The 25,563-nt window shown below is 70.9% G+C and carries 23 protein-coding genes; 10 read left to right on the top strand and 13 right to left on the bottom strand.

Translation table 11 applies throughout. The features are described from left to right. Positions 1-55: 55 nt before the first annotated feature. Entirely contained in the window at positions 56-1,366 is a 1,311-nt protein-coding gene (locus ACFV3I_RS03705) for an ABC transporter substrate-binding protein (RefSeq protein WP_378822387.1), read from the bottom strand. Positions 1,367-1,511: 145 nt separating this feature from the next. Here ACFV3I_RS03705 and ACFV3I_RS03700 point away from each other — a divergent pair, with 145 nt between their 5' ends. The 3 genes from ACFV3I_RS03700 (at position 1,512) to purQ (ending at position 3,069) form a co-directional block, all read left to right on the top strand. Further along, positions 1,512-2,045 (top strand): adenine phosphoribosyltransferase, encoded by a 534-nt coding sequence (locus tag ACFV3I_RS03700; protein ID WP_136032790.1) that lies wholly within the window; start codon positions 1,512-1,514, stop codon positions 2,043-2,045. A 71-nt stretch (positions 2,046-2,116) separates the two neighbouring features. After that, complete coding sequence (gene purS / locus ACFV3I_RS03695) at positions 2,117-2,365, top strand: phosphoribosylformylglycinamidine synthase subunit PurS (RefSeq protein ID WP_136045686.1); 249 nt, start codon at positions 2,117-2,119, stop codon at positions 2,363-2,365. Further along, positions 2,362-3,069 carry a phosphoribosylformylglycinamidine synthase subunit PurQ gene (gene purQ / locus ACFV3I_RS03690; protein WP_136032786.1) on the top strand — a complete coding sequence of 236 codons (708 nt, stop codon included), beginning with the start codon at positions 2,362-2,364 and terminating at the stop codon, positions 3,067-3,069. The genes purS and purQ overlap by 4 nt, the downstream gene beginning before the upstream one ends. 72 nt (positions 3,070-3,141) lie before the next feature. On the opposite strand, the gene ACFV3I_RS03685 is transcribed toward purQ, so the two are convergent. Next, positions 3,142-4,428, bottom strand: coding sequence for a hypothetical protein (locus ACFV3I_RS03685; protein ID WP_378822386.1), 1,287 nt, complete (start codon positions 4,426-4,428; stop codon positions 3,142-3,144). Between the two features lie 230 nt (positions 4,429-4,658). On the opposite strand from ACFV3I_RS03685, the gene ACFV3I_RS03680 reads away from it, so the two are divergent. From ACFV3I_RS03680 to ACFV3I_RS03665, 4 genes are all read left to right on the top strand, one after another. Beyond that, positions 4,659-5,555 carry an SDR family oxidoreductase gene (locus ACFV3I_RS03680; RefSeq protein WP_136032784.1) on the top strand — a complete coding sequence of 299 codons (897 nt, stop codon included), beginning with the start codon at positions 4,659-4,661 and terminating at the stop codon, positions 5,553-5,555. 145 nt (positions 5,556-5,700) lie between these two features. Further along, complete coding sequence (locus ACFV3I_RS03675) at positions 5,701-7,365, top strand: glycoside hydrolase family 13 protein (RefSeq protein WP_136045603.1); 1,665 nt, start codon at positions 5,701-5,703, stop codon at positions 7,363-7,365. 76 nt (positions 7,366-7,441) lie between these two features. Further along, a complete protein-coding gene (locus tag ACFV3I_RS03670; RefSeq protein ID WP_247638226.1) occupies positions 7,442-8,449 on the top strand; it encodes a LacI family DNA-binding transcriptional regulator in 1,008 nt (335 codons plus the stop codon). Positions 8,450-8,575: 126 nt separating this feature from the next. Further along, complete coding sequence (locus ACFV3I_RS03665; RefSeq protein WP_247638225.1) at positions 8,576-10,897, top strand: arylsulfatase; 2,322 nt, start codon at positions 8,576-8,578, stop codon at positions 10,895-10,897. A 20-nt stretch (positions 10,898-10,917) separates the two neighbouring features. On the opposite strand, the gene ACFV3I_RS03660 is transcribed toward ACFV3I_RS03665, so the two are convergent. Then, the gene (locus tag ACFV3I_RS03660) at positions 10,918-12,549 is read right to left on the bottom strand and encodes an FAD-dependent oxidoreductase (RefSeq protein ID WP_378822384.1); all 1,632 of its coding nucleotides are present in this window, start codon (positions 12,547-12,549) and stop codon (positions 10,918-10,920) included. 250 nt (positions 12,550-12,799) lie between these two features. Between ACFV3I_RS03660 and ACFV3I_RS03655 the strand changes: the two genes are divergently transcribed. After that, on the top strand, positions 12,800-13,066 hold the full coding sequence (locus ACFV3I_RS03655; RefSeq protein WP_136036129.1) for a metal-sensitive transcriptional regulator: 267 nt from the start codon (positions 12,800-12,802) through the stop codon (positions 13,064-13,066). 32 nt (positions 13,067-13,098) lie between these two features. Here the strand turns inward: ACFV3I_RS03655 and ACFV3I_RS03650 are convergent, their stop codons facing one another. The 7 genes from ACFV3I_RS03650 to ACFV3I_RS03620 all read right to left on the bottom strand — a co-directional run bounded on the left by ACFV3I_RS03650 (position 13,099) and on the right by ACFV3I_RS03620 (position 21,539). After that, a complete protein-coding gene (locus ACFV3I_RS03650; protein ID WP_136032772.1) occupies positions 13,099-13,629 on the bottom strand; it encodes a flavin reductase family protein in 531 nt (176 codons plus the stop codon). A gap of 96 nt (positions 13,630-13,725) precedes the next feature. Beyond that, the gene (locus ACFV3I_RS03645) at positions 13,726-15,972 is read right to left on the bottom strand and encodes a glycoside hydrolase family 3 N-terminal domain-containing protein (RefSeq protein WP_378822383.1); all 2,247 of its coding nucleotides are present in this window, start codon (positions 15,970-15,972) and stop codon (positions 13,726-13,728) included. Further along, positions 15,972-17,057 carry an ABC transporter permease gene (locus ACFV3I_RS03640; protein ID WP_205812758.1) on the bottom strand — a complete coding sequence of 362 codons (1,086 nt, stop codon included), beginning with the start codon at positions 17,055-17,057 and terminating at the stop codon, positions 15,972-15,974. The genes ACFV3I_RS03645 and ACFV3I_RS03640 overlap by 1 nt, the downstream gene beginning before the upstream one ends. A 1-nt stretch (position 17,058) precedes the next feature. Further along, positions 17,059-18,147, bottom strand: a complete 1,089-nt coding sequence (locus ACFV3I_RS03635) for an ABC transporter permease (protein WP_136036132.1) — start codon at positions 18,145-18,147, stop codon at positions 17,059-17,061. Further along, positions 18,144-18,947 carry an ABC transporter ATP-binding protein gene (locus ACFV3I_RS03630; protein ID WP_136032766.1) on the bottom strand — a complete coding sequence of 268 codons (804 nt, stop codon included), beginning with the start codon at positions 18,945-18,947 and terminating at the stop codon, positions 18,144-18,146. Before ACFV3I_RS03630 ends, ACFV3I_RS03635 begins: the two co-directional genes overlap by 4 nt. Further along, positions 18,944-19,768, bottom strand: coding sequence for an ABC transporter ATP-binding protein (locus tag ACFV3I_RS03625; RefSeq protein WP_136032764.1), 825 nt, complete (start codon positions 19,766-19,768; stop codon positions 18,944-18,946). Before ACFV3I_RS03625 ends, ACFV3I_RS03630 begins: the two co-directional genes overlap by 4 nt. 109 nt (positions 19,769-19,877) lie before the next feature. After that, complete coding sequence (locus ACFV3I_RS03620) at positions 19,878-21,539, bottom strand: ABC transporter substrate-binding protein (RefSeq protein ID WP_247638220.1); 1,662 nt, start codon at positions 21,537-21,539, stop codon at positions 19,878-19,880. Between the two features lie 125 nt (positions 21,540-21,664). Here ACFV3I_RS03620 and ACFV3I_RS03615 point away from each other — a divergent pair, with 125 nt between their 5' ends. Beyond that, a complete protein-coding gene (locus tag ACFV3I_RS03615; protein ID WP_136045515.1) occupies positions 21,665-22,309 on the top strand; it encodes a TetR/AcrR family transcriptional regulator in 645 nt (214 codons plus the stop codon). 20 nt (positions 22,310-22,329) lie between these two features. Beyond that, on the top strand, positions 22,330-23,547 hold the full coding sequence (locus ACFV3I_RS03610; protein WP_136032758.1) for an amidohydrolase: 1,218 nt from the start codon (positions 22,330-22,332) through the stop codon (positions 23,545-23,547). Between the two features lie 98 nt (positions 23,548-23,645). On the opposite strand, the gene ACFV3I_RS03605 is transcribed toward ACFV3I_RS03610, so the two are convergent. Genes ACFV3I_RS03605 through ACFV3I_RS03595 form a run of 3 tightly spaced genes read right to left on the bottom strand, consistent with a single transcriptional unit; the run spans position 23,646 to position 25,465 of the window. Continuing rightward, a complete protein-coding gene (locus ACFV3I_RS03605) occupies positions 23,646-23,972 on the bottom strand; it encodes a hypothetical protein (protein WP_247638219.1) in 327 nt (108 codons plus the stop codon). Between the two features lie 39 nt (positions 23,973-24,011). Further along, positions 24,012-24,716: a GTP pyrophosphokinase family protein gene (locus ACFV3I_RS03600; RefSeq protein WP_247638218.1), complete on the bottom strand. Its 705-nt coding sequence runs from the start codon at positions 24,714-24,716 to the stop codon at positions 24,012-24,014. 50 nt (positions 24,717-24,766) lie between these two features. Continuing rightward, positions 24,767-25,465 (bottom strand): response regulator transcription factor, encoded by a 699-nt coding sequence (locus ACFV3I_RS03595; protein ID WP_247638217.1) that lies wholly within the window; start codon positions 25,463-25,465, stop codon positions 24,767-24,769. Positions 25,466-25,563 lie beyond the last annotated feature (98 nt).

Genomic DNA, 25,563 nt, shown 5'->3' with positions numbered 1-25,563 from the left:
GCACCGGTTCCTGAGCGAGGAGCGCCGGCGACGAGACGAAGGACGCCCCGGGTGATCAGCCGACCAGCTCGTTCAGCAGGCCGATGGCCTGGTCCCACGCGCCCTGGGTGTCGGTCTCGCCGCGGTCGAGGCTGCTGAGCGCCGGACCGAACACGTTCTCCTGGATCACGGAGTCGTCGGCGCCCTTGAACTGCGCGACGACGCCCTTGGCACGCTCGGCGAGGATCGCCCCGGTCGGCGCGTCGTTGAAGAACTCGTTGGGGGTGGCATCCGCGGCGAGGGTCTCCTGCGCCTTCACGGTCGAGGGGAAGTTGCCCGCGGCGGCGGACTGCTTCACCTGCTGCTCGGGCTGCGTGAGCCAGTCGGCGAGCTCGGCCGCCGCCTCCTTGTGCTGCGAGGTCTCCGGGATGGAGAGGAACGCACCACCCCAGTTGGCCGCGCCACCGGGGAACACGTCGGCGAAGTCCCAGCCGGTCGAGGCGTCGCCGCCGCCGGCCTCGATCTGCCCCTGCACCACGCCGAGCATCCAGCCCGGGCACACGAACGTCGCGAAGGTGCCGTCGACGAACGACTTGCCGCCGTTCCAATCCCACGCGGTCTGCGCGGCGGACTGGCCGCCCTCGGTCGCGGCGCCCAGCAGCTCGAAGCGCTTCTTCAGCTCGTCGTTGCCCTCCACGTTCAGCTCGCCGTCGGCGGTGTAGTAGCCCTCGTCGAGCTGGTTGACCATGGCGTTCCACACGAAGCCGGAGTGGTCGTACCAGGCCTTGCCGGTCTTGGCCGTGTAGTCGGCGCCCACCTGGAAGTAGTTGTCCCAGTCGCCGTTCAGCAGCTCGGCGACGGACTCGCGGTCGCTGGGCAGACCAGCGGCCTCGAACGCGGCACCGTTGTAGCAGATGCCGCTCGGGCCGATGTCGGTGCCGTAGCCGATGACGCGGCCCTCGGCGTCGGTGGCCTGGCCGTACTTCCAGTCCACCCAGTCGTCCTTGCGGTCCTCGATGCCGTAGTCGCGCAGGTCGACGAACGTGTCGGACACGTCCATGATCGCGCCGAGCCAGCCCTCCTCGATCGCCACGATGTCGCTGAGGCCGGAGCCGGCGGCGATCTTGGTGAACGCGTCGGTGCGGGCGTTGCCGCCGGTGTCGATGTTGGTGGCCTCGATCTTCACGTTCGGGTGCGCCTTCTCGTACTCGTCGTAGAGGTCGTCGTAGCCGAAGGTGCCGAACGTGGTGACGGTCAGCGTGATCTCCTCGTCGGCGCTGCCGGCGTCACCGCCGCCGTTGCCGCCGGAACAGCCGGCGAGGGCGAGGGCGGCGACGGATGCCAGGGCGACGGGCGCCAGGATCCGGGTGCGGGCACGTGTGTTCACAGTTCACTCCTTTGTGGGTGGTCGTGCGGTGTGGTGCATCGGGATGGCATGGGAGCGCTCCCACGGCCATGGTCTGCAACCATATGGGAGCGCTCCCACAGTGTCAAGCGCGGAAGCACCCGGGAAGGCGGCGTACCCTTGACCGGTGCCCGAAGCCACGCTCTCCCCCGCCCTCATCCGCGCCGAGTCGCTCATCCGCAGCATCCCCGACTACCCCGAGCCCGGGATCGTCTTCCGCGACATCACCCCCCTCCTGGCCGACGCCGAGGCGCTGCGGGTCACGACCGAGGCGATCATCGAGCCCTTCGCCGGGCAGTTCGACGTGGTCGCGGGCATCGAGGCGCGCGGCTTCATCCTCGCCGGCGCCGCCGCCATCGCCGCCGGGGTCGGGCTCATCCCCATCCGCAAGGCCGGCAAGCTCCCGCGTCCCGCCGCCTCGGTCGACTACGCCCTGGAGTACGGCACCGCCACGATCGAGATGCACGACGACCTCCCGGCGGGCTCCCGCGTGCTGCTCATCGACGACGTGCTCGCCACCGGAGGCACCCTCGCCGCGGGCCGACAGCTCGTCGAGCGTCTGGGCAGCCACGTCGCCGGGATCTCCGTGCTGTTCGAGATCGACGGCCTCGGCGGCCGCGACGCGATCGGCGACCTGCACACCGTCTTCCACTCCGCCTGACCCCGCGGGGAGCGCCGGTGCGAGGGCAGTAGACTGGGGGCGCCCGTCCACCCGCGACTCCTGGAGCCGTCATGCCCACCATCGTCGTCGACGTCATGCCCAAGCCCGAACTGCTCGACCCCCAGGGGAAGGCCGTCTCCGGCGCCTTCGCCCGCCTGGGCGTGGACGGCTTCACCGACGTGCGCATCGGCAAGCGCTTCGAGCTCACCGTCGATGGCGAGGTCACCGAGGAGGTGCTCGCCGAGGCGAAGCGCCTCGCCGACGAGGTGCTCTCCAACGCCGTGATCGAAGACGTCGTCGGCATCGAGGTGGCCGAGTGACCACGCGCATCGGGGTCGTCACCTTCCCCGGCTCGCTCGACGACGTCGACGCACAGCGCGCCGTCCGCCTCGCGGGCGCCGAACCCGTCGCCCTGTGGCACGGCGCACACGACCTCGAGGGCGTCGACGCCCTCGTGCTGCCGGGCGGTTTCAGCTACGGCGACTACCTGCGCGCCGGGGCCATCGCCGCCCTCTCCCCGATCATGACCGAGGTCAAGGAGGCCGCCGCGAAGGGCCTGCCCGTGCTCGGCATCTGCAACGGCTTCCAGATGCTGGTCGAGGCGCACCTGCTGCCCGGCGGACTGATCCGCAACAACCACCAGCACTTCGTGCGCCGCGACCAGCGCCTCACGGTCGAGAACGCCGACACCGCGTGGACGAACGCCTTCCGCACCGGCCAGGAGATCGTCATCCCGCTGAAGAACGCCGACGGCGGCTACATCGCCGACGAGCAGACGCTCGACCGCATCGAGGGCGAGGGCCTGGTGGCGTTCCGCTATGCAGGCGTGAACCCGAACGGCTCGCTGCGCGACATCGCCGGGCTCACCAACGAGGCGGGCAACGTCGTGGGGCTCATGCCGCACCCCGAGCACGCCACCGAGCCGGGCTTCGGCCCCGACACGACCGCGGCCATGCGCAGCGGCGTCGACGGCCTAGGCTTCTTCGCGAGCGCGATCGCCGCGGTCGCCCGCGTCGCCGCCTGACGCACGGGCGCACGCCGAAGCCTCAGCCGCGCGACCTCTGACGCACGGGCGCCCCGCAGGTCGGCCGCGGTGTCACTCGCCCGAGGACGCGGCGGCCGCGGGAAGCGCGAACGGGTTGTCGGCGGCTGCCGCCAGCAGGTACCACGCGGTCGTGCCCGTGTGCAGGCTCGCGTAGTAGAGGTCGCCGAAGCCGGAGTCGAGTCCGTCGGTCGAGGTCGCCACGATGCCCTTGCCGTCGCCGTTCACCGCATCGCGCTGCGCCAGGCGGATGTCCGCGAGCAGCTCGTCGGCCTGGGCGGCGTCACCCGCGGCATCGCGCATCCGGAGTGCCAGGGCCAGGTGCCCGCTGCCCTCGAACCACGCCTTGGACACGTCCACATCGCTGATCGAGGGGCCGCGGTACGGGCCGTCCGTGGCCATCAGGTGCCCGAGCGTCCAGTCCAGGGCGGCACCGTAGCGGGCGTCCCCCGTGCCGAGCGCGCTCCAGGTCTGCGCATCGAGCGGGACGGGACGGGTGTTGACCGTGCTGCCGTCGAGCAGGGTGCCGGTGTCGACGTGGCCGTCCGCGCTCTGCATCGCGGCGACGAATCCGGCGGCGACGGCCGAGCGCTGCGCCCACACGGCGTCGCCCGTGAGCTGGGCGAGCTGGGCGAAGAACCCGGCGACGTCGGTGTTGTGCTCCGTCGACTTCCACTCCAGGGAGGCCCCGGTGTCGGTCTGGCCTCCCGTGTAGCCGTACGGCGCCCTGGTCATGTCAGCGGTGTTGTCCTGGATCCAGTTCGCGGTGCGCAGCGCGCCGTCGAGGTACCGCTGCTCGCCCGTCGCGTGGAAGAGGCGCGCGAGGGCCATGCCCACCCAGGCCTGGTTGCCGGTGAAGCTGCCGGGCCCGGTGATCTCGACGCGCCCCTGACGGATGCCGTGGGGCTCGTAGGAGGCGCGCGTGCGCCCGTCGGCGATCGGGTCCTCCTCCTGCACGAACAGCAGGGTGTCGCCGATCGCGCGGGCGCGGCGCAGGTCGTCCGGCAGGCCGCGGGCCGTGTAGGCGATCACGACCAGCGCGTCGTCGTACACGAAGGAGGGGGTGAAGTCCCACGTCGGGGTGGTGAAGAAGCCGCCCTGATAGCTGCGCGGGAGGCAGTGGCCCGCGCCGTCGCAGAACTCGTCCACCCTGGCATCGAGGAACTCGTAGGCGAGTGCGACGGATGCCGCGGGGTCGGCCGTCACGTCGGTTCCGGTCTCGGCGCGCGGGGCCCGACTGTCCGACATCGCGGGTGCGGCGCCGAGCAGGACCACGGCGGCGACGAGCGCGGCGACGGCGCTGATCGGGGCGGAGCGGCGCACGGCGACCAGGGGCGACACGACACGAGCGGTGCCCGGTCGGCGCGGGGGACGGGACGGAGCGGGGGGCACGGTACCGAATGTGCCAGATCGCGACACGCCGCTGAAGAGCCTTTCGTCCACATCTCCCGTGCGATATGGCGAGGGCCCGCGCGTGTAGCAAAGCCGGCCCGGGCGTGCAAGGCGTTTGCGGCCTCTCGGTACCGATCCGACGATGGGAGCCAGTCCACGATCCCCCGGAAAGGACGACCATGTCCCGCGACCAGTACACCTTCACGAACCCCGCCGAGCTCTACGCCGACATCCAGCCGCAGAAGCAGCACATGCCGGAGCCGGGCCTCGACGCCGACCTGACCCCGAAGGCCGACCTCGGCGAGGACACCTACCGCGGCACGGGGCGTCTCACCGGACGCAAGGCCCTGATCACCGGGGGCGACTCCGGCATCGGCGCCGCCACCGCGATCGCGTTCGCCAGGGAGGGCGCCGACGTGGCGATCTCCTACCTGCCCGAGGAGGAGGCGGACGCGAGCCGCATCGCCGGACTCCTCCGCGACGCCGGAGCGACGGTCGCCACGATCCCCGGCGACCTGCGCGACCCGGAGTACTGCCGCACGCTCGTGGCCGAGGCCGTGGCGGCCCTGGGCGGGCTCGACATCCTCGTCAACAACGGCGGCAAGCAGGTGTACCGCGAGTCGCTGACCGACCTGACCGACGAGCAGTTCGACGACACGTTCAAGACCAACGTGTACGCCATGTTCTGGATCACGAAGGCCGCGCTCCCGCACCTGCCCGCCGGGTCGACCATCATCAACACCACGTCCATCCAGGCGTACTCGCCGTCGGACATCCTGGTCGACTACGCCTCCACGAAGTCCACGATCAACGCGTTCACGAAGGGTCTCGCCCAGCAGCTCGCGCCGAAGGGCATCCGCGTGAACGCGGTGGCGCCGGGCCCGATCTGGACGCCGCTGCAGCCCAGCGACGGACAGCCCCAGGAGAAGATCGAGAAGTTCGGCGAGGACACGCCCCTCGGCCGCATGGGGCAGCCGGCCGAGCTCGCGCCGGCATATGTGTTCCTCGCGTCGCCGGAGTCGAGCTACGTGATCGGCGAGACGCTGAACGTGAACGGCGGCATGCCCACGCCGTGACCGTGCCCCATCGCCCGGCCGCTGTCGGCGACGGGAGCCGCCGGGCGATGGAAACAGCACGCCACCGACCGGGTACGCGGACTGCTCCGAACCGATTCGATCCGCGTGGTGGTGAGAGTGTAAGCGTTTGCAGTAGCCTGTTCGCATGGCACAGCTCGAACAGTTCGCAGCCCCCGGTACCGAGTGGTGGCGCAGCGCCGTCATCTACCAGATCTACCCCCGCTCCTTCGCGGACGCGTCGGGCGACGGCATCGGCGATCTGCCGGGGATCACGCGCCGGCTCGACTCCCTGCAGGAGCTCGGCGTCGATGCGATCTGGCTCAGCCCGTTCATGACGAGCCCGCAGCGCGACGCCGGCTACGACGTCGCCGACTACCGCGACGTCGACCCGCTGTTCGGCACCCTCTCCGACTTCGACGACATGCTCGCCGCCGCACACGACCGCGGCATCCGCGTGATCGTCGACCTGGTGCCCAACCACTCGTCCGACCAGCACCCGTGGTTCCAGGCGGCCCTCGCCGCGGGACCGGGCAGCCCGGAGCGCGCGCGCTACATCTTCCGCGACGGCAGGGGCGAGAACGGCGAGCTGCCGCCCAACAACTGGGAGTCGGTGTTCGGCGGCGGCATGTGGCAGCGCGTGACCGAGGCCGACGGCACGCCCGGCCAGTGGTACCTGCACATCTTCGACGCCACGCAGCCCGACTTCGACTGGAACAACGAGGAGGTGCAGGAGGAGTTCCGCTCCATCCTGCGCTTCTGGCTCGACCGTGGGGTCGACGGCTTCCGGGTCGACGTGGCCCACGGCATGATCAAGACCGAGGGGCTGCCCGACTACACGCCCCCCACCGACGCCGACTCCATGGGCGGCGGCGAGTCGAACGTGCCGTACTGGGGCCAGGACGGCGTGCACGAGATCTACCGCGACTGGCACCGCGTGCTGGCCGAGTACGACGGCGACCGCGCGCTGTGCGGCGAGGCCTGGATGCCGACGCTCAAGGAGACCGCGCTGTGGGTGCGGCCCGACGAGATGCACCAGACCTTCAACTTCCCGTACCTCATGACCGAGTGGGACGCGAAGGCCCTGGGCGATGTGATCCGCGAGTCGCTCGACGAGTTCGGCGCGGTCGGCGCGCCCAGCACCTGGGTGCTGTCGAACCACGACGTCGTGCGCCACGCCTCGCGCCTGGCCCTCACGTCCGAGAACCCGCAGGGCGAGGGCATCGGGCCGAACACGCCCGACAAGCCCGACACCGCGATCGGCCTGGCGCGCGCCCGCGCCGCCACGACCCTGATGCTGGCCCTCCCCGGCTCGGCGTACCTGTACCAGGGCGAGGAGCTCGGACTGCCCGAGGCCATGGAGATCCCGGACGAGTTCCGGCAGGACCCCACGTGGTTCCGCACCAACGGCGAGCGCTACGGCCGCGACGGCTGCCGCGTGCCACTGCCCTGGGAGGCCGAGGCCCCCGCGTTCGGCTTCAACGACACCGGGCTGTCGTGGCTCCCGCAGCCCGCGGACTGGGCGGCCCATGCGCGCGACGTGGAGGAGGTCGACCCCGCGTCGACCCTCGCCCTGTACAAGCGCCTGCTCGCCGGGCGCCGCGAACACGGCTTCGGCACCGGCTCCCTCGTGTGGGAGGAGGCGGGGCCCGACGCGGTCGCGTTCCGCCGCGGCGAGGTGCACGTGCTCGCCAACCTCGGCACCGCCCCGCTCCCCCTGCCGGACGGCGCCCTGATCGTGCTGCGCAGCCAGCCCTTCGACGGCCCCGACCTGCCGGTCGACACCGCCGTCTGGTACACCACCGCGGCCTGACCCGCCGTTCCCGTCGCGGTCGCAGACGCTGCCCGCAGCGCGCGACCGCGACGGAACAGGAACCCCAGGAGGACCCATGGCGAGCATCGACGAGGTCGCCCGGCTCGCCGGCGTCTCCACCGCAACCGTCTCCCGCGCGCTGAGCGGACGAGGGCAGGTCTCGGAGTCGGCGCGCGAGCGCGTACGCGCGGCCGCGCAGTCGCTCGGCTACGTGGTGTCGTCGCGGGCCTCGAGCCTCGCCTCGGGTCGCACGCGCAACATCGGCGTGGTGGTGCCGTTCCTCGACCGGTGGTTCTTCAGCACGGTGCTGTCGGGGGTGTCCGCCGCACTGATGCGCGCCGGCTACGACATCACGCTCTACAACATCACCGCCGACGAGGACGTGCGCCGTGACGTGTTCGGCACATTCCTGCGACGGCAGCGCGTGGACGCGGTGATCGCCGTGTCGATCGAGCTCGACGAGGACGAGACGCAGCAGCTGCTCGACCTCGGGCTGCCCGTGATCGCGATCGGCGGCCCGAACCCGAAGCTCGACACGCTCACGGTCGACGACGTCGCGGTCGCGCAGCTCGCCACGGAGCACCTCATCGGACTCGGCCACACCCAGATCGCGCACATCGGCGCGAACCCCGAGTTCGACCTCGACTTCCACATCCCCACCAACCGCCGACTCGGGTTCGAGCGGGCCCTCGCGACGGCCGGGATCCCGCTGCAGCCGGCGTTCCTGGAGCCGGCCGACTTCACGGTCGAGGGCGGCTACCGGGCCGCGAAGCAGCTGCTGGGCCGCCCCGGCCCGCGCCCGACCGCGGTGTTCGCCGCCTCGGACGAGATGGCGATCGGGGCGCTCCTCGCCGCCCGCGACCTCGGGTTCCGCGTGCCGGAGGACCTGTCGATCGTGGGCATCGACGGCCACGAGCTCGGCGAGTTCTTCCGCCTCACCACGGTCGACCAGTTCCCCCTCGGGCAGGGCGAACGCGCGGCGGACGCCGTCCTGGCGAAGCTCGCCGATCCCGAGGCCGTACGGCCCCCGGCCGCGCTGCCGTACGAGCTCAACGTGCGCGGCACGACCGCCCGCCTGGTCTGACCCGCTGCGGCCACGACGGCCCCCGCGGGAATCACCCTGGTGATCCTGCGAGAGCCACCTGTCCCCCCCCTTTGCGCCCTCGATACCGTGCCGAGCAGACACGTGTTCCGACCGGAGGGAGACATCATGGCTCGGGAGTTCCAGGGGAAGATCGAACTCGACATCCGCGACTCGACGCCTGACTGGGGGGCGTACGAGCTCACCAAGGCGCCGGAGGGTGCGCCGAACGTGCTGGTGATCCTGTTCGACGACACGGGTCTCGCGGCGTGGGAGCCGTACGGCGGGCGCATCCACATGCCCACGCTCCAGCGCCTCGCCGACAACGGCCTCACCTATTCGCAGTGGCACACGACCGCCCTGTGCTCGCCCACCCGGTCGACGTTCCTCACCGGACGCACGCACCACCAGAACGGCTACGCCACGATCTCCGAGACCTCGACGGGGTTCCCTGGCTACAACGGGCACATCCCGAAGTCGAACGCGCCGCTCGCGCGCATCCTCCGCGACAACGGCTGGTCCACGTACTGGGTCGGCAAGAACCACAACGTGCCGATCAACGCGATCTCCAGCGGCTCGGACCGCAGCGAATGGCCGCTCGGGCACGGCTTCGACCGGTTCTACGGCTTCATCGGCGGCGAGACCAACCAGTGGTACCCCGATCTGGCCGTCGACAACCACTACATCGACCAGCCCTCCCAGCCCGAGGACGGGTATCACCTGTCCAAGGACCTCGCGGATCAGGCGATCCGGATGCTGCGCGACACGAAGCAGTCGAACCCGGACAAGCCGTGGTACCTGTGGTTCTGCCCCGGCGCGAACCACGCCCCGCACCACGCCCCGCAGGAGTACATCGACAAGTACCGGGGCATGTTCGACGACGGCTACGAGGCGTACCGCGAGTGGGTGCTGCCGCGCATGATCGAGCGCGGCATCCTGCCGGAGGGCACGCAGCTGACCGACATGAACCCGATGACGCCCGGCACGTTCGCCGAGGTCGACAGCGTGCGTCCGTGGGCGGAGCTGACCGACGAGGAGAAGGCGCTGTTCTCGCGGACCGCGGAGGTGTACGCGGGGTTCAGCGAATACACCGATGCGCAGGTCGGCCGCATCATCGAGCACCTGGAGAAGTCGGGACAGCTCGACAACACGCTCATCATCTACGCGGCAGACAACGGCGCCTCCGGCGAGGGCAGCCCGAACGGCTCGATCAACGAGAACCTGTTCTTCAACGGCTACCCCGAAGACGTCGCACGCAACCTGACGATGATCGACAAGCTCGGCGGGCCCGACGCCTACAACCACTACCCGACCGGCTGGGCGATGGCGTTCTCCACGCCGTTCCGCATGTTCAAGCGCTACTCCTACGCGGGCGGCTCGGCGGACCCGCTGATCATCCACTGGCCCGCGGGGATCACGGCGCGCGGCGAGGTGCGCAGCCAGTACCACCACTGCACCGACATCGTGCCGACGATCCTGGAGGCGTGCGGCGTCGAGGCGCCGACCGTCGTGGACGGCGTGGAGCAGACGCCGATGCCCGGGGTGCCGATGAACTACTCCTTCGACGCCGCGGACGCCCCCACCACCAAGCAGACGCAGTACTACGAGATGCTCGGCACGCGCGGTATCTGGAGCAAGGGGTGGAAGGCCGTCGCCGAGCACGGCCCCGTCCCGATCGGCCTGGGGCACTTCGACGAGGACCGCTGGCAGCTGTTCCACGTCGACGAGGACAGGGCGGAGGCCGTGGACCTCGCCGAGCAGTACCCCGAGAAGCTGGAGGAGCTCACGGCGCTCTGGCTCGAAGAGGCCAAGAAGTACGACGTGCTGCCCCTGAACGACCTGGGCGTCGCCGACTTCATCAAATACGAGTACCACCTGCCGGTGCCCGCCGACGGCCGCTTCACCTACTACCCGGAGACGACCGAGGTGCAGGAGCAGCTCGCCGCGCGCACGCAGCAGGTGTCGTTCAAGATCCTCGCCGACGTGGACTTCACCGCGGCGACCGAGGGCGTGATCGTCGCCCAGGGCTCGCGCTTCGGCGGCTACAGCCTGTACGTGCAGGACGGCACGCTGTCGTTCGTGTACAACTTCCTCGGCATCCCGCCCGAGCAGCGGGTCGGCACCGCCGCGCCGACCGAGGGCCGCCACATAGTCGGCGTCGGCTTCGAGAAGGAGGGCAGCGGCGACCACGGCGAAGCGCTCGGCACGCTCACGCTCTACGTCGACGACGAGGCCGTCGAGTCGATCCCGATCCGCACCCAGCTCGGCCGCTACGCCCTCACGGGCGAGGGACTGAGCGTCGGCTACGACTCGGGCGACACCGTGACCACCGCCTACCCCAACCGCTTCGCCTTCACGGGCGGTGAGATCCACCAGGTGGTCTACGACGTGGCCGACGACCACTACGTCGACGTGGAACGGGAGTTCGCCGCGAAGCTCGCCAGCGACTGAGGCCCCGCGACTCCGGCGCGCTACCGCACCGTGCCGTCACGCCAGGTGCGGTAGCCGCCGTCGAGGTTGCGCACGTCGCGTCCGTGCTGCCGCAGCAGCCGCGTCGCGATGTGACCGCGGAGCCCCACCTGGCAGTGGACGACCAGCGGCCCCGCCGGCAGCTCGTCGAGGCGGTCGCGCAACTCGTCCAGCGGGACGTTGAGCGCGCCGGGGATCGCGCCGGCCGCGTGCTCCGCGGGGGAGCGCACATCGATGAGCACGGCCCCCGCGCGCACGGCGTCGTCGAGCCCGTGCCACTGCACGGTGGGGGTGGTGCCGGTGCGCGTGTTCTCGGCCACGTAGCCGAGCATGTTGACCGGGTCCTTCGCCGAGCCGAACTGCGGCGCATAGGCGAGCTCGAGCCGGGCGAGACCCGCGGCCGTGACGCCCGCCTGCATCGCGGTGGCGATCACGTCGATGCGCTTGTCGACCCCGTCGCGACCCACCACCTGCGCGCCGAGGATGCGGTCGCTCGCCGGGTCGGCCAGCAGCTTCATCGACAGCGTCTCCGCACCGGGGTAGTAGCCCGCGTGCGAGCCCGGGTGCACGTGCACGACGTAGAACTCACGACCGGCGGCGCGGAGCTGCCGTTCGCTCCAGCCGGTCTTGGCGAGCGCGAGCCCGAACACGCCCACGATGCCGGTGCCGACGGCCGGTGACGCAGCCTCGACCCGGCCCGCGATGACGTCGGCCACCATCCGGCCATGCCGATTCGCGAGTCCCGCCATCGTGATGAGTGCGGGGCCGCCGCCCACCAGGTCGCTCTTCTCGACACCGTCGCCCACCGCGAACACGTCGGGGGCGCTGGTGCGGCAGGCGTCGTCCACCGCGATCCCGCCCGTCTCGCCGATCCGGATGCCCGCGTCCCGCGCGAGCCCGACCTCGGGCACCACTCCCGACGCGTCCACCACGAACTCGGCGGCCACGACGGTCCCGTCGCTCAGGGTCACGGCACCCGGCGCGGACGCGGTGATCTCGACGCCGAGCCGTACGTCCACCCCGCGCACCCGCAGCTCCTCGGCGAGCGGTGCGACCATCTCGGGGTCGAGCGGGGAGAGCAGCTGGGGCCCGCGCTGCACGAGCGTGACCGCGGCGCCACGGGCGACGAGGTTCTCGACGGCCTCCAGCCCCGTGTAACCGCCGCCGACCACGACCACGGGCAGCCCGGATCGTGCCGCGGCGTGGATCGCGTCGGCATCGTCGACCGTGCGCAGGCTGCGCACGGGCGGTCCCGCGTCGGGCTCGTCGCGGCGCGGGCGGGCTCCGGTGGCGAGCACGAGGCGATCGTACGGCTGGCGCATCCGCTGCCCGTCGGGCCCTTCGACCTCGACGACGCGGCGGTCGATGTCGATGTGCACGACCTCGTGGCGCACGCGCACGTCGAGCCGGAAGCGGCGGTGCAGCGACTCGGGGGTCTGCAGCAGCAGCGCCTCGCGGTCCTGGATCACCCCGCCCACGTAGTACGGGAGGCCGCAGTTGGCGTATGACACCTCCGGCCCGCGCTCGAAGACGACGATGTGCGCGGACTCGTCCAGTCGGCGCAGTCGGGTGGCGGCGGACATCCCGCCCGCGACCCCGCCGACGATCACGACCGTGAGGGGCGCGGCGCTCATCGGCCGAACAACCGCGACAGGAAGCCGCCGGTGGGCTGCTCGTCGGCGTGCCCGCCGCACCAGTCCGACCTCGGTACGGTCTGGCGGACGGCGTCGACGTGCTGACCACATCCCGCCCAGGTGGTCTTTCCGCAGGTTCGGCAACGGACGGCTCGGCACATGGGTGACTCCTCTCGATACCCCGGTGGGTATCCATCACTATACCCCCGGGGGTATGATGGAGTTCTCAGCCGACGATCAGGGAGCCGCCATGTCCACCACCGATGCCGAGACGCAACGCAAGATCGCCAACCGCCTCAAGCGCGCACAGGGTCAGCTCGGCGCCGTGATCGCGGCCGTCGAGGCCGGCAGCGACTGCCGAGCGGTCGTCACGCAGCTCTCCGCCGTCACCTCCGCGCTCGACAAGGCGGGCTTCCAGATCATCGCCACCGCGATGAGGGACTGCCTCGACGGCCCGGAAGAGGAGGACGGCGTCTCCCTGCCCGAGCTCGAGAAGCTGTTCCTCTCGCTCGCCTGACGGCAGGCCGGACCGCCGCCGGGCGGTCGGGGTCAGACGGCGGGGACGTGCGGCAGGGCGTGGAACCGGCGGTCCACGTACACCAGCGGGCGGGCGGGTCGCCCCGGCAGCACCTCCAGGACCTCCGCGATCACGACCGTCGAGGAGCCGACGGGCACGGTGTGCAGCGGGCGGCAGCGCAGCGCGACCCTCGCCTCCGGGAGGTGCGGCTCGCCGGTCGGCAGCGTCGTCCAGCCCTGCTGCGACGTGAACCGCTCGGCACCGCTCACGGCGAAGCTCTGCGCGAGGTCGGAGTGCTCGTCGTCGATCAGGTGCACCACGAAGCTCGGCGCGGACAGGATCGCCCCGGCGCTCCCGGTCGCCCGCGTGACGGAGAACATGATCGCGGCGGGATCGACCGCCACGGACGACACGCTGGAGGCGGTGAGGCCCACCGGTCCGTCGGGGCCCTGAGCCGTGATGATCGCGACACCGGCGGGGTGCGCGCGGAACGCGGCCTTGAGTCCCTCGCCGACGGCGGACGGGACGGGGGCGGCGGGGTGGGGGCGGGGGTCGATGGTCATGCGGGGAACTTCCGGGTCACCCTTCCACCGTAAGACCTCAAGCGCGCTTGAGCTCAAATCGAGCGAACTCGTCCGTCCACCCTCCGCCCCACCGCCTCAGCCGATGCGGAACCCCGCCGCCAGCAGCACCTCCTCGCGCGAGCTCGGGCCAACCATCAGCGTGAACGCGCCGGGCTCCACCCGGCGCACCCCCGCCGCATCGACGATCGTGCACTCGGCCGCCGGCACCTCCACCCGCACCCGCACCGACTCCCCCGGCGCCACGTCGACCTGGCGATACGCCTTGAGCTCCCGATCGGTCCAGCTCACGCTCGTGACCTCGTCGCGCACGTACACCTGCACGGTCTCGCGCGCGGGCCGGGCTCCCGTGTTCGTCACCGTCACGTGGCCCACGACCGTGTCGTCCGCCGTGAGAGCCTCCGCCTCCAGCTCCAGGTCGGAGTACTCGACCGTGGTGTACGAGCGCCCCTCGCCGAACGCCCAGGCGGGCGACTGCGTGAGGTCGGCGTACCGGTCGCCGTGCTGTCCGCGGATCTGGTTGTAGTAGGTCGGCTGCTGTCCCACGTGGCGCGCGAACGAGATCGGCAGTCGGCCGGACGGCTCGACCAGGCCCGCCATGACCTCGGCGAGCGCGCGACCACCCTGCATCCCGGGGTTGGCCGCCCAGATCACGGCCGCCGCGCGCTGCGCCGACGCCGGGAGCACGAGCGGCTTCGACGCGAGCAGCACGATCACGACCGGCGTGCCGGTGTCGATCAGCGCGTCCAGCAGCGCGTTCTGGCCGCCGATGAGCTCGAGCGTGGCCGTCGAGCGGCCCTCACCCACGAGCTCGATCCGGTCGCCGACCACCGCGACCACGACGTCGGCGGCCTCGGCGTCGGCCACGGCCTCCGCGATCAGCGCCGCGTCGGGCGCACACGGCCGCACCACCGGCGGCCGCGGCTGCTTGTCGGGGAAATGCGTGCCCCGCGGGTCGTCCTCGAGGGTGAGGATGTCGGCGCCGCGCGTGTGCGTCACCCGCCAGCCGTCCACCGCGCGCAGCCCGTCGAGCACGGTCGTGATCATGTCGCGCGGCTGCCCGTCGAGCCACCCCGCCTGACCCGAACCTCCCGCCCAGTCGCCCAGCTGCGTCTGTGCGTCGTCGGCCAGGGGTCCCGTCACGGCGATGCGCAGCGCGGCGGCGGGGTCGAGCGGCAGCACGCCGTCGTTCTCCAGCAGCACGAGGGAGCGTCGCGCCGTCTCCAGGTTCAGCTCGGCGTGCGCGGCGCTGCCCACCACGGACGACAGGTCTGCGCGCGGCAGTCGCGGGTCCTCGAACAGCCCGAGCTCGAACTTGAGCGTGAGGATGCGGGCGACCGCGTCGTCGAACGCGTCGTCGGGCAGCAGCCCCTGCGCCACCGCGTCGAGCGCGCCCTCGAAGAACCCGGGCGTGGTCATGACCATGTCGTTGCCCGCGCGCACCGCGGCCGCGGCCGCCTGGGTCAGGTCGGGCTGGATGCGCTGCTCCCACACCATGCGCCCGACGTTGTCCCAGTCGGTGATGAGGGTGCCGGTGTAGCCCCACTCGTCGCGCAGCACGTCGCTGAGCAGCCAGTCGTTCAGGGTGATCGGCACGCCGTCGGTGGTCTGGTAGCCGAGCATGAACGTGCGGCAGCCCTCGCGGGCCACGCGCTCGAACGGCGGCAGGAACCAGGAGCGCAGCTTGCGGCGCGAGATGTCGGCCTCGCTCGCGTCCCGTCCGCCCTGCGTCTCGGAGTACCCCGCGAAGTGCTTGGCGGTCGCGAGGATCGCGGTCGGGTCGTCGAGCCCGTCGCCCTGGTAGCCGCGCACCATGGCGCTCGCGAGCTCGCCGATCAGGAACGGGTCCTCGCCGAACGTCTCGTTGATCCGGCCCCACCGCAGGTCGCGCGCGATGCACAGCACCGGCGAGAAGGTCCAGTGGATGCCGGTGACCGCGACCTCCTCCGCGGTGGCCCGCGCGACACGCTCCAGCAGCCCGGCGTCCCACGTCGCGGCCATGCCCAGCTGGGTGGGGTAGATCGTCGCACCCGGCCAGAACGAGTGGCCGTGGATGCAGTCCTCGCCCACGAGCAGGGGGATGCGCAGGCGGGTCTGCGCCGTGAGCTCGTTCGCCCGCACGATGCGCTCGGGAGACGTGTGCAGGATCGAGCCGACGTGACGCCGCAGCACGTGGTCGTCGAGATCGTCGCGGGCGTCGAGCTGCAGCATCTGCCCGACCTTCTCCTCCACGCTCATGCGGGAGAGGAGGTCGGCGACCCGCTCGGGGATCGGCAGGGAGGGGTTCTGGTACGGAAGGGTGGTCGTCGGGAGCAGAGAGGTCATCACTTCGTGTTCTGTGTCGTCGTATCGGTGGTGTCGGTCGCCGGCAGGGGGACGGAGCGCACGGCCGTGACCGGCGCGTTCACGTCGAGCCCCTTCTTCTTCATGGCCCGTGCGCGCTCTCCGGCGGAACGCAGCCGCGGGTTCACATACTCGTCGATCCCGAAGTTGATCAGCGACAGGGCCACGCCGATGATCGCGATGCAGAGCCCCGCGGGCACGTACCACCACCACAACCGGGGGAAGGCGCCGTTCTGCTGCGCCCAGAACAGGATCGTGCCCCAGTTGAGGTTGCTCACCGGGATCACCCCGATGAACGCGAGCGTCGTGAGGCCGAGGATCGCGGCGGTCACGGTGCCGACGAAGCTCGACGCGATGAGCGCCATCAGGTTCGGCAGCATCTCGACCGTGATGATGCGCCGCAGCGGCTCGCCGTTGGCGCGGGCGGCCTGGATGAAGTCGCGGTTGCGCAGCGACATGGTCTGCGCCCGGAGCACGCGCGCACCCCACGCCCACCCGGTGAGCCCGAGCACGGCGGCGATCACGATCAGCGGCGGGTTGTCGAACTGCGACGCGATGATGATGATCAGCGGGATGCCGGGGATCACGAGGAAGACGTTCGTCAGCGCCGACAGCGACTCGCTCTTCCAGCCGCGCACGTACCCGGCGATCACGCCGACCGTGATGGCGATGATGGTGGCGATGAACGCGGCGAGGAAGCCGACGACGATCACCCCGCGCGTGCCGTAGATGATCTGGCTCAGCACGTCCTCCCCCATGTGCGTCGTCCCGAGCCAGTGCTCCCACGACGGCGGCTGGCGGAGCGCGGTGCGGTCCTTCTGGGTGGGTCCGTATGGGGCGATCCACGGTGCCAGGATCGCGACGAGCACGAAGATCCCGAGGATGATGAGCCCGGCCAGGGACTTCGGGTTGCGGAACATCGCGAACGCCTGGCCGAGCTGCGACCGGAACGTCGCGCGGTGCGGGTCGCCCGACGGCGCGGTGCGCAGCGTCGCGGTCTCCGGCATGCCCGAGGCGACCGGGGAGCCGTCGGGGGCGGTGCCTGCGGCGGTGGTGGGAACGGTCATGTCAGGCCTCCGTCTGGCGGGTGCGCGGGTCGAGGTAGGCGTAGACCACGTCGGCGAGGATGTTGGCCACGAGCACCGACAGCGTGATCACCAGGAACACGCCCTGCATGAGCGCGAAGTCCTTGGCGTTGGTGGCGTCGAGCAGCAGCTTGCCGACACCGGGATAGCTGAACACCATCTCCATGACGATGGTGCCGCCCACGATGAAGCCGATCGACAGCGCGAAGCTCTGGATCTGCGGGAGCACGGCGTTGCGGGCGGCGTAGGCCCACAGCACGCGCCGGTTCGGCATGCCCTTCGCCTGCGCGACCGTGATGTAGTCGTCGTCGAGCACGGTCAGCATCATGTTGCGCATGCCGAGCACCCAGCCGCCCAGCGAGGCCACCACGATGGTGAGCGCGGGCAGGGTGCCGTGCATGATCACCTGCCCGATGAAGTCCAGGCTCCACTCCGGCGACTGCCCCTTGTCGTAGGCGTGCGACGACGGGAACCACTTGAGCGTCGATGAGAAGACGGCGATCGCGATGAGCCCGAGCCAGAAATACGGGATCGTGTTGAAGAAGGTGGTCACCGGGATGATCGCGTCGAGCCTGCTGCCGCGCTTCCACCCCACGATGGCCCCGGCGACCGTGCCGATCGCGAACGAGATGATCGTCGCGATGCCGACCAGCCCGAGCGTCCACGGGAGGGCGGAGGCGAGCACCTCGGCGACCGGACGCAGACCGTGCAGCGTGGAGATGCCCAGGTCGCCGCGCAGCAGCATGCCCCAGTACTCGACGTACTGCTGCCACACCGATTTGTCGGAGTCGATGCCGAGCAGGATGCGCAGGGCATCGGCGGCCTCCGGGCTCACGTTGGGGTTGCGCGCGAGGTACGAGCTCACCGCGTCGCCCTTCATGAGCCGGGGCAGGAAGAAGTTGATCGTGATCGCCGCCCACAGGGTGAAGAGGTAGAAGCCCGCGCGCCCGGCGAAGAAGCGCCACGGCACGCGACGCCGGCCACGGTCGACCGCCGTCGCGGTGGTGCCGACCTCGAGGGCGTCGCGCGCGACGAGGTCGTTGTCGTCCAGCTGGGGGAAGGCGGTACTCACCGCGCACCTCCGTTCGTGGTGGCGGCGAAGTGCTTCTCCGGGTCGGGAGAGGCGGCGCGCAGCTCGCGGGTGTAGGGGTTCTGCGGGTTCAGGATGACGTCGTCGGCGGTGCCGTACTCGACCACGCGGCCCTGGTTGAGCACCATGATCTCGTCGCTGAAGTGGCGGGCGGTGGCCAGGTCGTGCGTGATGTAGAGCACGCCGAGTCCCTCGTCACGCTGCAGCTCGGCGAGCAGGCTCAGCACGCCGAGACGGATCGACACGTCGAGCATCGACACGGGCTCGTCCGCCACGAGCAGCGACGGGCGGGAGGCGAGGGCGCGGGCGATGGCCACACGCTGCCGCTGGCCGCCCGACAGTTCGTGCGGGCGGCGGTCGATCACGGCGTCGGCGTCGAGCCGCACGCGGGCGAGCAGGCGCCGCACCTCGGCATCGGTGTCCTTCTTCGGCACGACGTCGTCGAGGCGGATGGGCCGCTCCAGGTGGTAGCGGATGGAGTGGGAGGGGTTGAGCGAGGCGAACGGATCCTGGAACACCATGCGCAGCTGCTGGCGGTAGCTCCGCAGCCCCCTGCCGCGCCGTGGGATCGGGGTGCCGTCGAGCAGCACCTCCCCGCTGGTGGGGGTCTCGAGCTGGGTGAGGATCTTCGCGATCGTGGACTTGCCGCTGCCGGACTGCCCGACGAGTCCGATCGTGCGGCCGGACTCGAGGGTGAAGCTCACGTCGTCGAGGGCCTTGATCTGGCCGGCGCCGCGCACGGTGTAGCTCTTGGTGACGTGTCGGAACTCGAGCGTGGTCATCGCACCAGCACCCCTCTCTCGCCGGTCAGCCGGGGGAACGACGACAGCAGCCGCCGCGTGTACTCGTGCTGCGGCGCGTTCCAGATGCGCTCGGCCGTGTCGAGCTCGACGATCTCGCCCTCGCGCATGATCGCGATGCGGTCGCTGATCTCGAGCAGCAGCGGCAGGTCGTGGGTGATGAAGACGACCGAGAACCCGAACTCGCGCCGCAGCTGCGAGATCTGCTTCAGGATCTCGCGCTGCACCAGCACGTCGAGCGCCGTGGTGGGCTCGTCCATCACCATCAGCTGCGGACGCAGGGCGAGCGCCATCGCGATCATCACGCGCTGGCGCATGCCGCCCGACAGCTCGTGCGGGAAGGACCGGTGGCGCTGGCGGCCGACCTTCACGATCTCGAGCAGCTCCTCCGCCTCGGCCCTGCGCTGACGCCGATTCATGTCGGGACGGTGGATCTCGAACACGTCTTCCAGTTGCGAGCCGACCGTGGCAACCGGGTTGAGGGCGTTCATCGCGCCCTGGAACACCATCGACACCTTGTCCCAGCGGAATCGCTGCATCGCGTCGACGTCGAGCGCGTTGATGTCGATGTCCGCTCCGGAGGCATCGTGGAAGGTCACACTGCCCCCGGTGATGACGGCGGGAGCACGCAGCAGCCGCTGCACGCCGTAGGCGAGCGTGGTCTTGCCGCAGCCGCTCTCCCCGGCGAGCCCGAGGATCTCGCCGCGCTGGAGTTCGAGGGTCACGTCCTTCACCGCCGCGACGGGCGGATCGACGTCGTACACGACCGAGAAGTCGCGCACGGTGAGCAGGGGGTCTGGCATGGGGTGTCCTTCGTGGGAGGCGTCCGTCGTCTCGTCGCTCCGCTTCTCGCTCAGGAACCGGTCGCCGAGGGCGAACCGGTCCCTGAGCGGTCGGAGCGAGACGACGGGTCTACTCGGCGGGCTTCAGCTTCGTGAGGATCTGCACGATGTTCGGCTGCGTGGGGTCGGCCGACGCGTACGTGTCGGTCTCCGACGGCCAGCCGACGTAGTTGCGCGTGTTGAACTCGCCCAGCAGCGGGTGGGCGCCCAGCGGGATGGCCGGCACCTGCTCCGAGAAGATCGTCTGCAGCGTGTCGATCGCGGCGGTGCGCTCCTCGTCGGACGAAGCGTTCGCGTACGTGTTCAGCGCCGTCGTCGCGGCGGGGTCGTCGAAGCGGCCGAAGTTGAAGCCGGCCTTGCCCTCGGGGGAGATCCACCGCGGGTCCATGGTCGAGGTGTACAGGCCGTAGGCGGTGCCGCTGTCCTCCAGCCAGTGGATGATCGCGGAGAAGGTGCCGTTGTCGCGGGGGTCGGCCCAGCCGCCCCAGTCGGGCATGTCGATCTTGACCTCGGCGCCGATGCCGTCCTTCACGTCTTCGGCGATGAGCTCCTGCGCGGTGTTCCAGTCGCTCCAGCCGGACGGGACGGAGAGCGTGAACGACACGGGCGTGCCGTCCGGGTCGATCAGGGCGTCGTCCTTCCAGGTGTACCCGGCGGTCTCGAGCAGGTCGCGCGCCTTGTCGGCGTCGACCTTGTAGTCCACGCCCTGGAACTCGGGCTGGATCTCGTCCTCGAGGATCGACGACAGGCCGGTGACCGACCAGACGGGCTCACTGGCGCCTTCGCGGGCGATGTCGACGTAGGCGTCGCGGTCGATCACCCAGGCGAGCGCCTGCCGGAAGGCCGGGTCGTCGAACGGCTTCTGCTGCAGGTTCATGAACAGCGTGGCGGAGCCGGTGGTCGGGGAGGCGAGGAACTGGTTGTGCTCGGGGTCGGCCGAGAGGAACTGCTCCTCGATCTGCGGGATGAACGCCTGGGCCCAGTCGGCGTCGCCATTGGCGAGAGCCGTGGTGAGGGCGGTGTTGTCGCCGTAGGAGACGTAGTGCAGCTCGGGCACGGCGAGGTCGCCGGCCCAGTAGTCGTCGCGGGCGTCGAGCGTGACCGACTCGGTCGACCAGTTCGCCATCGCGTAGGGGCCGGTGCCGACGAGGTCGTCGCCCTTGACGGGGTCGGTGGCCGGGTCGTCGAACTTCTCCCAGATGTGCTTGGGGACGATGGGCACGTGCAGCACGCGCGCCTGGTTGACGTACTTGGAGTCGCCGAAGCTCAGCACGACCGTGTCGCCGTCGACCTCGGCTCCCTCGTACTTGAGGCCGGCGGTGTCGAGCGCGGGGATCGAGGCGGTCTCGAAGGAGAAGACGATGTCGTCGGCGGTGAACGGCTCGCCGTCGCTCCAGGTGACGCCCTCGCGGGGGACGACCGTGAGCTGCGTGTAGTCGTCGTTCCACTCGAGGCTCTCGGCGAGCCACGGCGTGGTACCGCGGTCTCCCGTCTGGTTCACCAGGGCCAGGGTCTCGAACACGACCTTGGCGTAGCCGTACTTCGACGCGGCGGAGTCGCCGACGAACGGGTTGTTCGACTCGGTGGTGATGGCGCCGTCCGGCTTGGCGATGGTGAGGGCGGCGCCGCCGGCTGCGGTGTCGTCCGACCCTCCGGACGAGCATCCGGCGAGGGCCGAGACCCCGAGTGCGGTGATCGCGGTGGCGGCGATCAGAGACGTTCTGAGCTTCATTGCTTCTCCTTGGGCACGGTCGTTGTGCGGCGGCGGTTTGCTTACTGTCGAGAAAGTAAGCTGAGGTGAGGTTACCGAGGAGTAAGTTGGTTGGCAAGCGGGGCCGGTTGAGGAGAGGACGACGCATGTCGGAGAGCGATCACGCCGTGCGGGTGCGCCCGGCGACGCGGGAGAAGCGCGAGCAGATCCTCAAGGCGGCCATCGAGATCTTCGGCAACAAGGGCTCGACCAACGGCACCCTCGCCGACGTCGCCGAGCAGGTCGGCATCACGCACGCCGGGGTGCTGCACCACTTCGGCTCGAAGCAGAAGCTGCTGCTCGAGGTGCTGGCCTACCGCGACCAGGACGACGTCGCCGGGCTCGCCCAGAAGCACATCCCCGACGGTCCCGAGCTGTTCCTGCACCTCGTGCGCACGGCCCTCACGAACGAGAAGCGCCCAGGCATCGTGCAGGCGTACACCGTGCTCTCGGCGGAATCGGTGACCGACGACCACCCCTCCCGCCCCTACTTCGAGGACCGCTACACGACCCTCCGCCGCGAGGTCGCCGCCGCCTTCGGCGAGCTCTGCGCGCAGGAGGGCGTGACCGAGCCCGACACGATCGCGGCGGCGTCGGCCGCGATCCTCGCCGTGATGGACGGCCTGCAGCTGCAGTGGCTGCTGCACCCGGACGCGGTCGACCTGGCCGACGCCAGCGCCTTCGCGATCCGCGCGATCGTGAACGGCGTGCTCCACCCCGGGCCGGAACTCGAGTCCTACGCCCGGCCCTGACCGCGGGCTAGGCTCGGCCCATGGCCATCGATCTCGAAGCGCTCTACATCGACCTCCACCAGCACCCCGAGCTCTCGTTCCAGGAGACGCGCACCGCGGGCATCGCCGCCCAGCACCTGCGTGACCTCGGGCTCGACGTGGAGGAGGGCGTCGGCGTGACCGGCGTCGTCGGCGTGCTGCGCAACGGCGACGGCCCCGTGGTGTGGGTGCGCGCCGACATGGACGCCCTGCCCGTGGAGGAGCAGACCGGCCGCGCGTACGCGAGCACCGCCAAGGGCGTCGACCCGTCCGGCACCACCGTGCCCGTCATGCACGCGTGCGGCCACGACATGCACGTGACCGCGATGATCGGCGCGGTCGAGAAGCTGGTGGCGGAGCGCGAGGACTGGTCGGGCACGCTCGTGGTGCTCATCCAGCCCGCGGAGGAATACGGTGCCGGCGCCAGGGCCATGCTCGACGACGGCCTGCTCGCCCGGTACCCGAAGCCCGACGTGGTGCTCGGCCAGCACGTGACCCCGCTCCCCGCGGGCGTGATCGGGGTGCGCAGCGGCACGCAGATGGCCGCGTCGGACGGCCTCACCGTCACCCTCCACGGCCGCGGCGGCCACGGCTCCCGGCCGCACGCCACGATCGACCCCGTCGTGATGGCGGCCGCCACGGTGATGCGCTTGCAGACCATCGTGTCGCGCGAGATCGACCCGCAGGGGGTGGCCGTGGTCACGGTCGGATCGATCCACGCCGGCCTCAAGAACAACATCATCCCGGCCGAGGCGAAGCTCGAGCTCAGCCTCCGCTACCCGAACGACCAGGTGCGCGAGAAGGTGCTCGCGAGCGTGGAGCGCATCGTGCGCGCCGAAGCCACCGCATCCGGCGCCGAGCGGGAGCCCGAGATCCGCACCGACCACACCCTGCCCGCCACGATCAACGACGAGGAGGCGACCGAGCGCGTCACGACGGCACTCCAGCGTGCGCTCGGCGAGACCGCCGTGATCGACCCCGGCATGTTCACCGGCAGCGAGGACGTCTCCTGGTTCGCGCGGGACGCGGGCGTGCCGCTCGTGTTCTGGTTCTGGGGTGGCGTGGATCCCGCACGGTTCGCCGAGGCCCTCGCCGCCGGCCGCCTGGAGCAGGACATCCCCACCAACCACTCGCCGTTCTTCGCCCCCGAGATCCACCCCACGATCGAGGTCGGCGTCACGGCCATGTCGGCCGCCGCGCGCGAGTTCCTGGGCGCGTAGCGGGGCGACACCCGAGCTGGGTGGCTCCGGAGCGGGGCAGCTCGTTCACCGACGCGCGGGGGCTGCGACGCACGGCGACGCGGATCAGTGGCCGCGGATCAGATCCCGCGCACCGTGACGCGCTCGCGGCCGAGCTGGCTGCTGCGGTTGTTGAGGCACCGCGTGCACAGCAGCTCCACGCGGCGCGGGTGGCCGCCACCGCAGACGCACTCGGTCGTCACCCGCCACGCGGCCGCCCTGCCGCACGGCACCGGGGCGTCGCGACCGGTGTCGACGGCGGTGTGAGGGGTGTCGGACCCGGTGTGCGGACACTCGCAGCGCGGACCCTCGTCGAGGTCGGGCAGGAGCGCCGGGTCGGTGTGCGGACGGTCGTCCGTCGCGGGCGACGTGCGGGCGGGCGAGGCGGCGGAGGTCATCGCCGTCATGCTCCCACGATCCGCGGCACGGCGCGACGGGTGCCCGGGTCACACGCCCACGATGCGCGGAGCCGGCGGGGGCGGCGGGGCGAGCTGCCGGCGCGGGACGCCGTGCGCCTCGCGGTGCAGGCGCTCCATGCGGCTGTCGAGCTCGGCGGCCGCATCCGCCGCATCGGTCAGGCTCTGCACGAGGTGCGAGGGCACCTGGTTGGAGAACTTGTAGTAGATCTTGTGCTCCAGGCTCGCCCAGAAGTCCATCGCGATCGTGCGGAACTGCACCTCCACCGGCACCGAGAGCGCGCCGGTCGACAGGAACACGGGCACCTCGATGATCGCGTGCAGGCTCTTGTAGCCGTTCGCCTTCGGCTGCGCGATGTAGTCCTTCACGGTGCGCACGGTCACGTCGTCCTGCGCGGTGAGCAGGTCGAACAGCCGGTACACGTCGGCGACGAAACTGCACGTGACCCGCACCCCGGCGATGTCGGTGATCTCGGCGCGGATGCGCTCGAAGTCGGGCTCGTCGATCCCCTTGCGCGCGAGCTTCTCCACGATGCTGTCCGGCGACTTCAGGCGGCTCTTCACGTGCTCGATCGGGTTGTAGGCGTGGTCGTGCGTGAACTCGTCGCGCAGGATCGAGATCTTCGTCTCCACCTCCCGCATGCCGAACTCGTACTCGCGCAGGAAGCGCTGCAGCTGATCGCGCAGCTCCTTGGCCTCGCTGATCATGGCTTCGTCGACCGGGATCACGCTCATGGGATCGACGTTATCGATCCGTGATCGGAAAGCGCTGTGGATTATCACGGTCACGCGGGAGCGTCCGGCGCGTCCCGACCGAGCCCGGCCTCCCTCGCACGCACGATCAGCGCGCTGCGATCGGGCACCGCGAGCTTCGCGAGGATGCCGGACAGGTAGTTGCGCACGGTCTTCGACGACAGCACGAGCCGCCGGGCCACCGCCTGGTTGTCGAGGCCGCGGGCGATGAGGTCGAGCACCTCGCGCTCGCGGTGCGTCAGCTCGGGGAACACCACGGGCCCGGTCGTGCGCGCGCCCGACAGCAGGTCGATCGCGCGGCGCCCCACCTCGGCCGTGAGCAGCACGTCACCCGACGCCACGGCGCGCAGCCCCCGCTCGATCTCGTCCGGCAGCGCGCTCTTGAGCAGGTAGCCCCTGGCTCCGGCGCGGAGGGCGGCGAACACCGAGTCGTCATCGCCGAGCATCGTCACGATGAGCACGCCGATGCCCGGGGCCACCCGCACGATGCGCCGCGTCGCCTCGATGCCGGATCCCGCCCCGAGATCCACGTCCATGAGCACCACGTCGGGCTGCGCGGCCAGCACACCGTCGACCGCCTCGTCCTCGGTGCCGGCCCTGCCCACGACCCGGAACCCCTCGATCGACTCCAGGAAGCTCGACATGCCGAAGGCGAAGACCGGGTGGTCGTCCACCACGAAGATGCGCACGGCACTGTCCGCCGCGTCCACCGCGCTGGACTCCTCTGGCATGCCGCTCACGCTAGCGCTCCCGCCCCGCGGCGCACCACCGCGGGCCCACGCTGCTCCGGGGGGCGACGTGCGGGGAGGGACACCCGGCGGGAGCAGCC

Origin of the sequence: Microbacterium sp. NPDC059771 (assembly GCF_042732495.1) — a bacterium.
Classification (GTDB): Bacteria; Actinomycetota; Actinomycetes; order Actinomycetales; family Microbacteriaceae; genus Microbacterium; species Microbacterium sufflavum.
This window is presented reverse-complemented; position numbering and strand designations above follow the sequence as displayed.

Excerpts from the sequence above, each read along its gene's own strand:
- purS (WP_136045686.1), top strand. The coding sequence starts at position 2,117 with ATGCCCACCATCGTCGTCGACGTCATGCCCAAGCCCGAACTGCTCGAC.
- ACFV3I_RS03680 (WP_136032784.1), top strand. The coding sequence starts at position 4,659 with ATGTCCCGCGACCAGTACACCTTCACGAACCCCGCCGAGCTCTACGCC.
- ACFV3I_RS03675 (WP_136045603.1), top strand. The coding sequence starts at position 5,701 with ATGGCACAGCTCGAACAGTTCGCAGCCCCCGGTACCGAGTGGTGGCGC.
- ACFV3I_RS03670 (WP_247638226.1), top strand. The coding sequence starts at position 7,442 with ATGGCGAGCATCGACGAGGTCGCCCGGCTCGCCGGCGTCTCCACCGCA.
- ACFV3I_RS03665 (WP_247638225.1), top strand. The coding sequence starts at position 8,576 with ATGGCTCGGGAGTTCCAGGGGAAGATCGAACTCGACATCCGCGACTCG.
- ACFV3I_RS03660 (WP_378822384.1), bottom strand. The coding sequence starts at position 12,549 with ATGAGCGCCGCGCCCCTCACGGTCGTGATCGTCGGCGGGGTCGCGGGC.
- ACFV3I_RS03655 (WP_136036129.1), top strand. The coding sequence starts at position 12,800 with ATGTCCACCACCGATGCCGAGACGCAACGCAAGATCGCCAACCGCCTC.
- ACFV3I_RS03650 (WP_136032772.1), bottom strand. The coding sequence starts at position 13,629 with ATGACCATCGACCCCCGCCCCCACCCCGCCGCCCCCGTCCCGTCCGCC.
- ACFV3I_RS03645 (WP_378822383.1), bottom strand. The coding sequence starts at position 15,972 with ATGACCTCTCTGCTCCCGACGACCACCCTTCCGTACCAGAACCCCTCC.
- ACFV3I_RS03640 (WP_205812758.1), bottom strand. The coding sequence starts at position 17,057 with ATGACCGTTCCCACCACCGCCGCAGGCACCGCCCCCGACGGCTCCCCG.
- ACFV3I_RS03630 (WP_136032766.1), bottom strand. The coding sequence starts at position 18,947 with ATGACCACGCTCGAGTTCCGACACGTCACCAAGAGCTACACCGTGCGC.
- ACFV3I_RS03625 (WP_136032764.1), bottom strand. The coding sequence starts at position 19,768 with ATGCCAGACCCCCTGCTCACCGTGCGCGACTTCTCGGTCGTGTACGAC.
- ACFV3I_RS03620 (WP_247638220.1), bottom strand. The coding sequence starts at position 21,539 with ATGAAGCTCAGAACGTCTCTGATCGCCGCCACCGCGATCACCGCACTC.
- ACFV3I_RS03615 (WP_136045515.1), top strand. The coding sequence starts at position 21,665 with ATGTCGGAGAGCGATCACGCCGTGCGGGTGCGCCCGGCGACGCGGGAG.
- ACFV3I_RS03610 (WP_136032758.1), top strand. The coding sequence starts at position 22,330 with ATGGCCATCGATCTCGAAGCGCTCTACATCGACCTCCACCAGCACCCC.
- ACFV3I_RS03605 (WP_247638219.1), bottom strand. The coding sequence starts at position 23,972 with ATGACGGCGATGACCTCCGCCGCCTCGCCCGCCCGCACGTCGCCCGCG.
- ACFV3I_RS03600 (WP_247638218.1), bottom strand. The coding sequence starts at position 24,716 with ATGAGCGTGATCCCGGTCGACGAAGCCATGATCAGCGAGGCCAAGGAG.
- ACFV3I_RS03595 (WP_247638217.1), bottom strand. The coding sequence starts at position 25,465 with ATGCCAGAGGAGTCCAGCGCGGTGGACGCGGCGGACAGTGCCGTGCGC.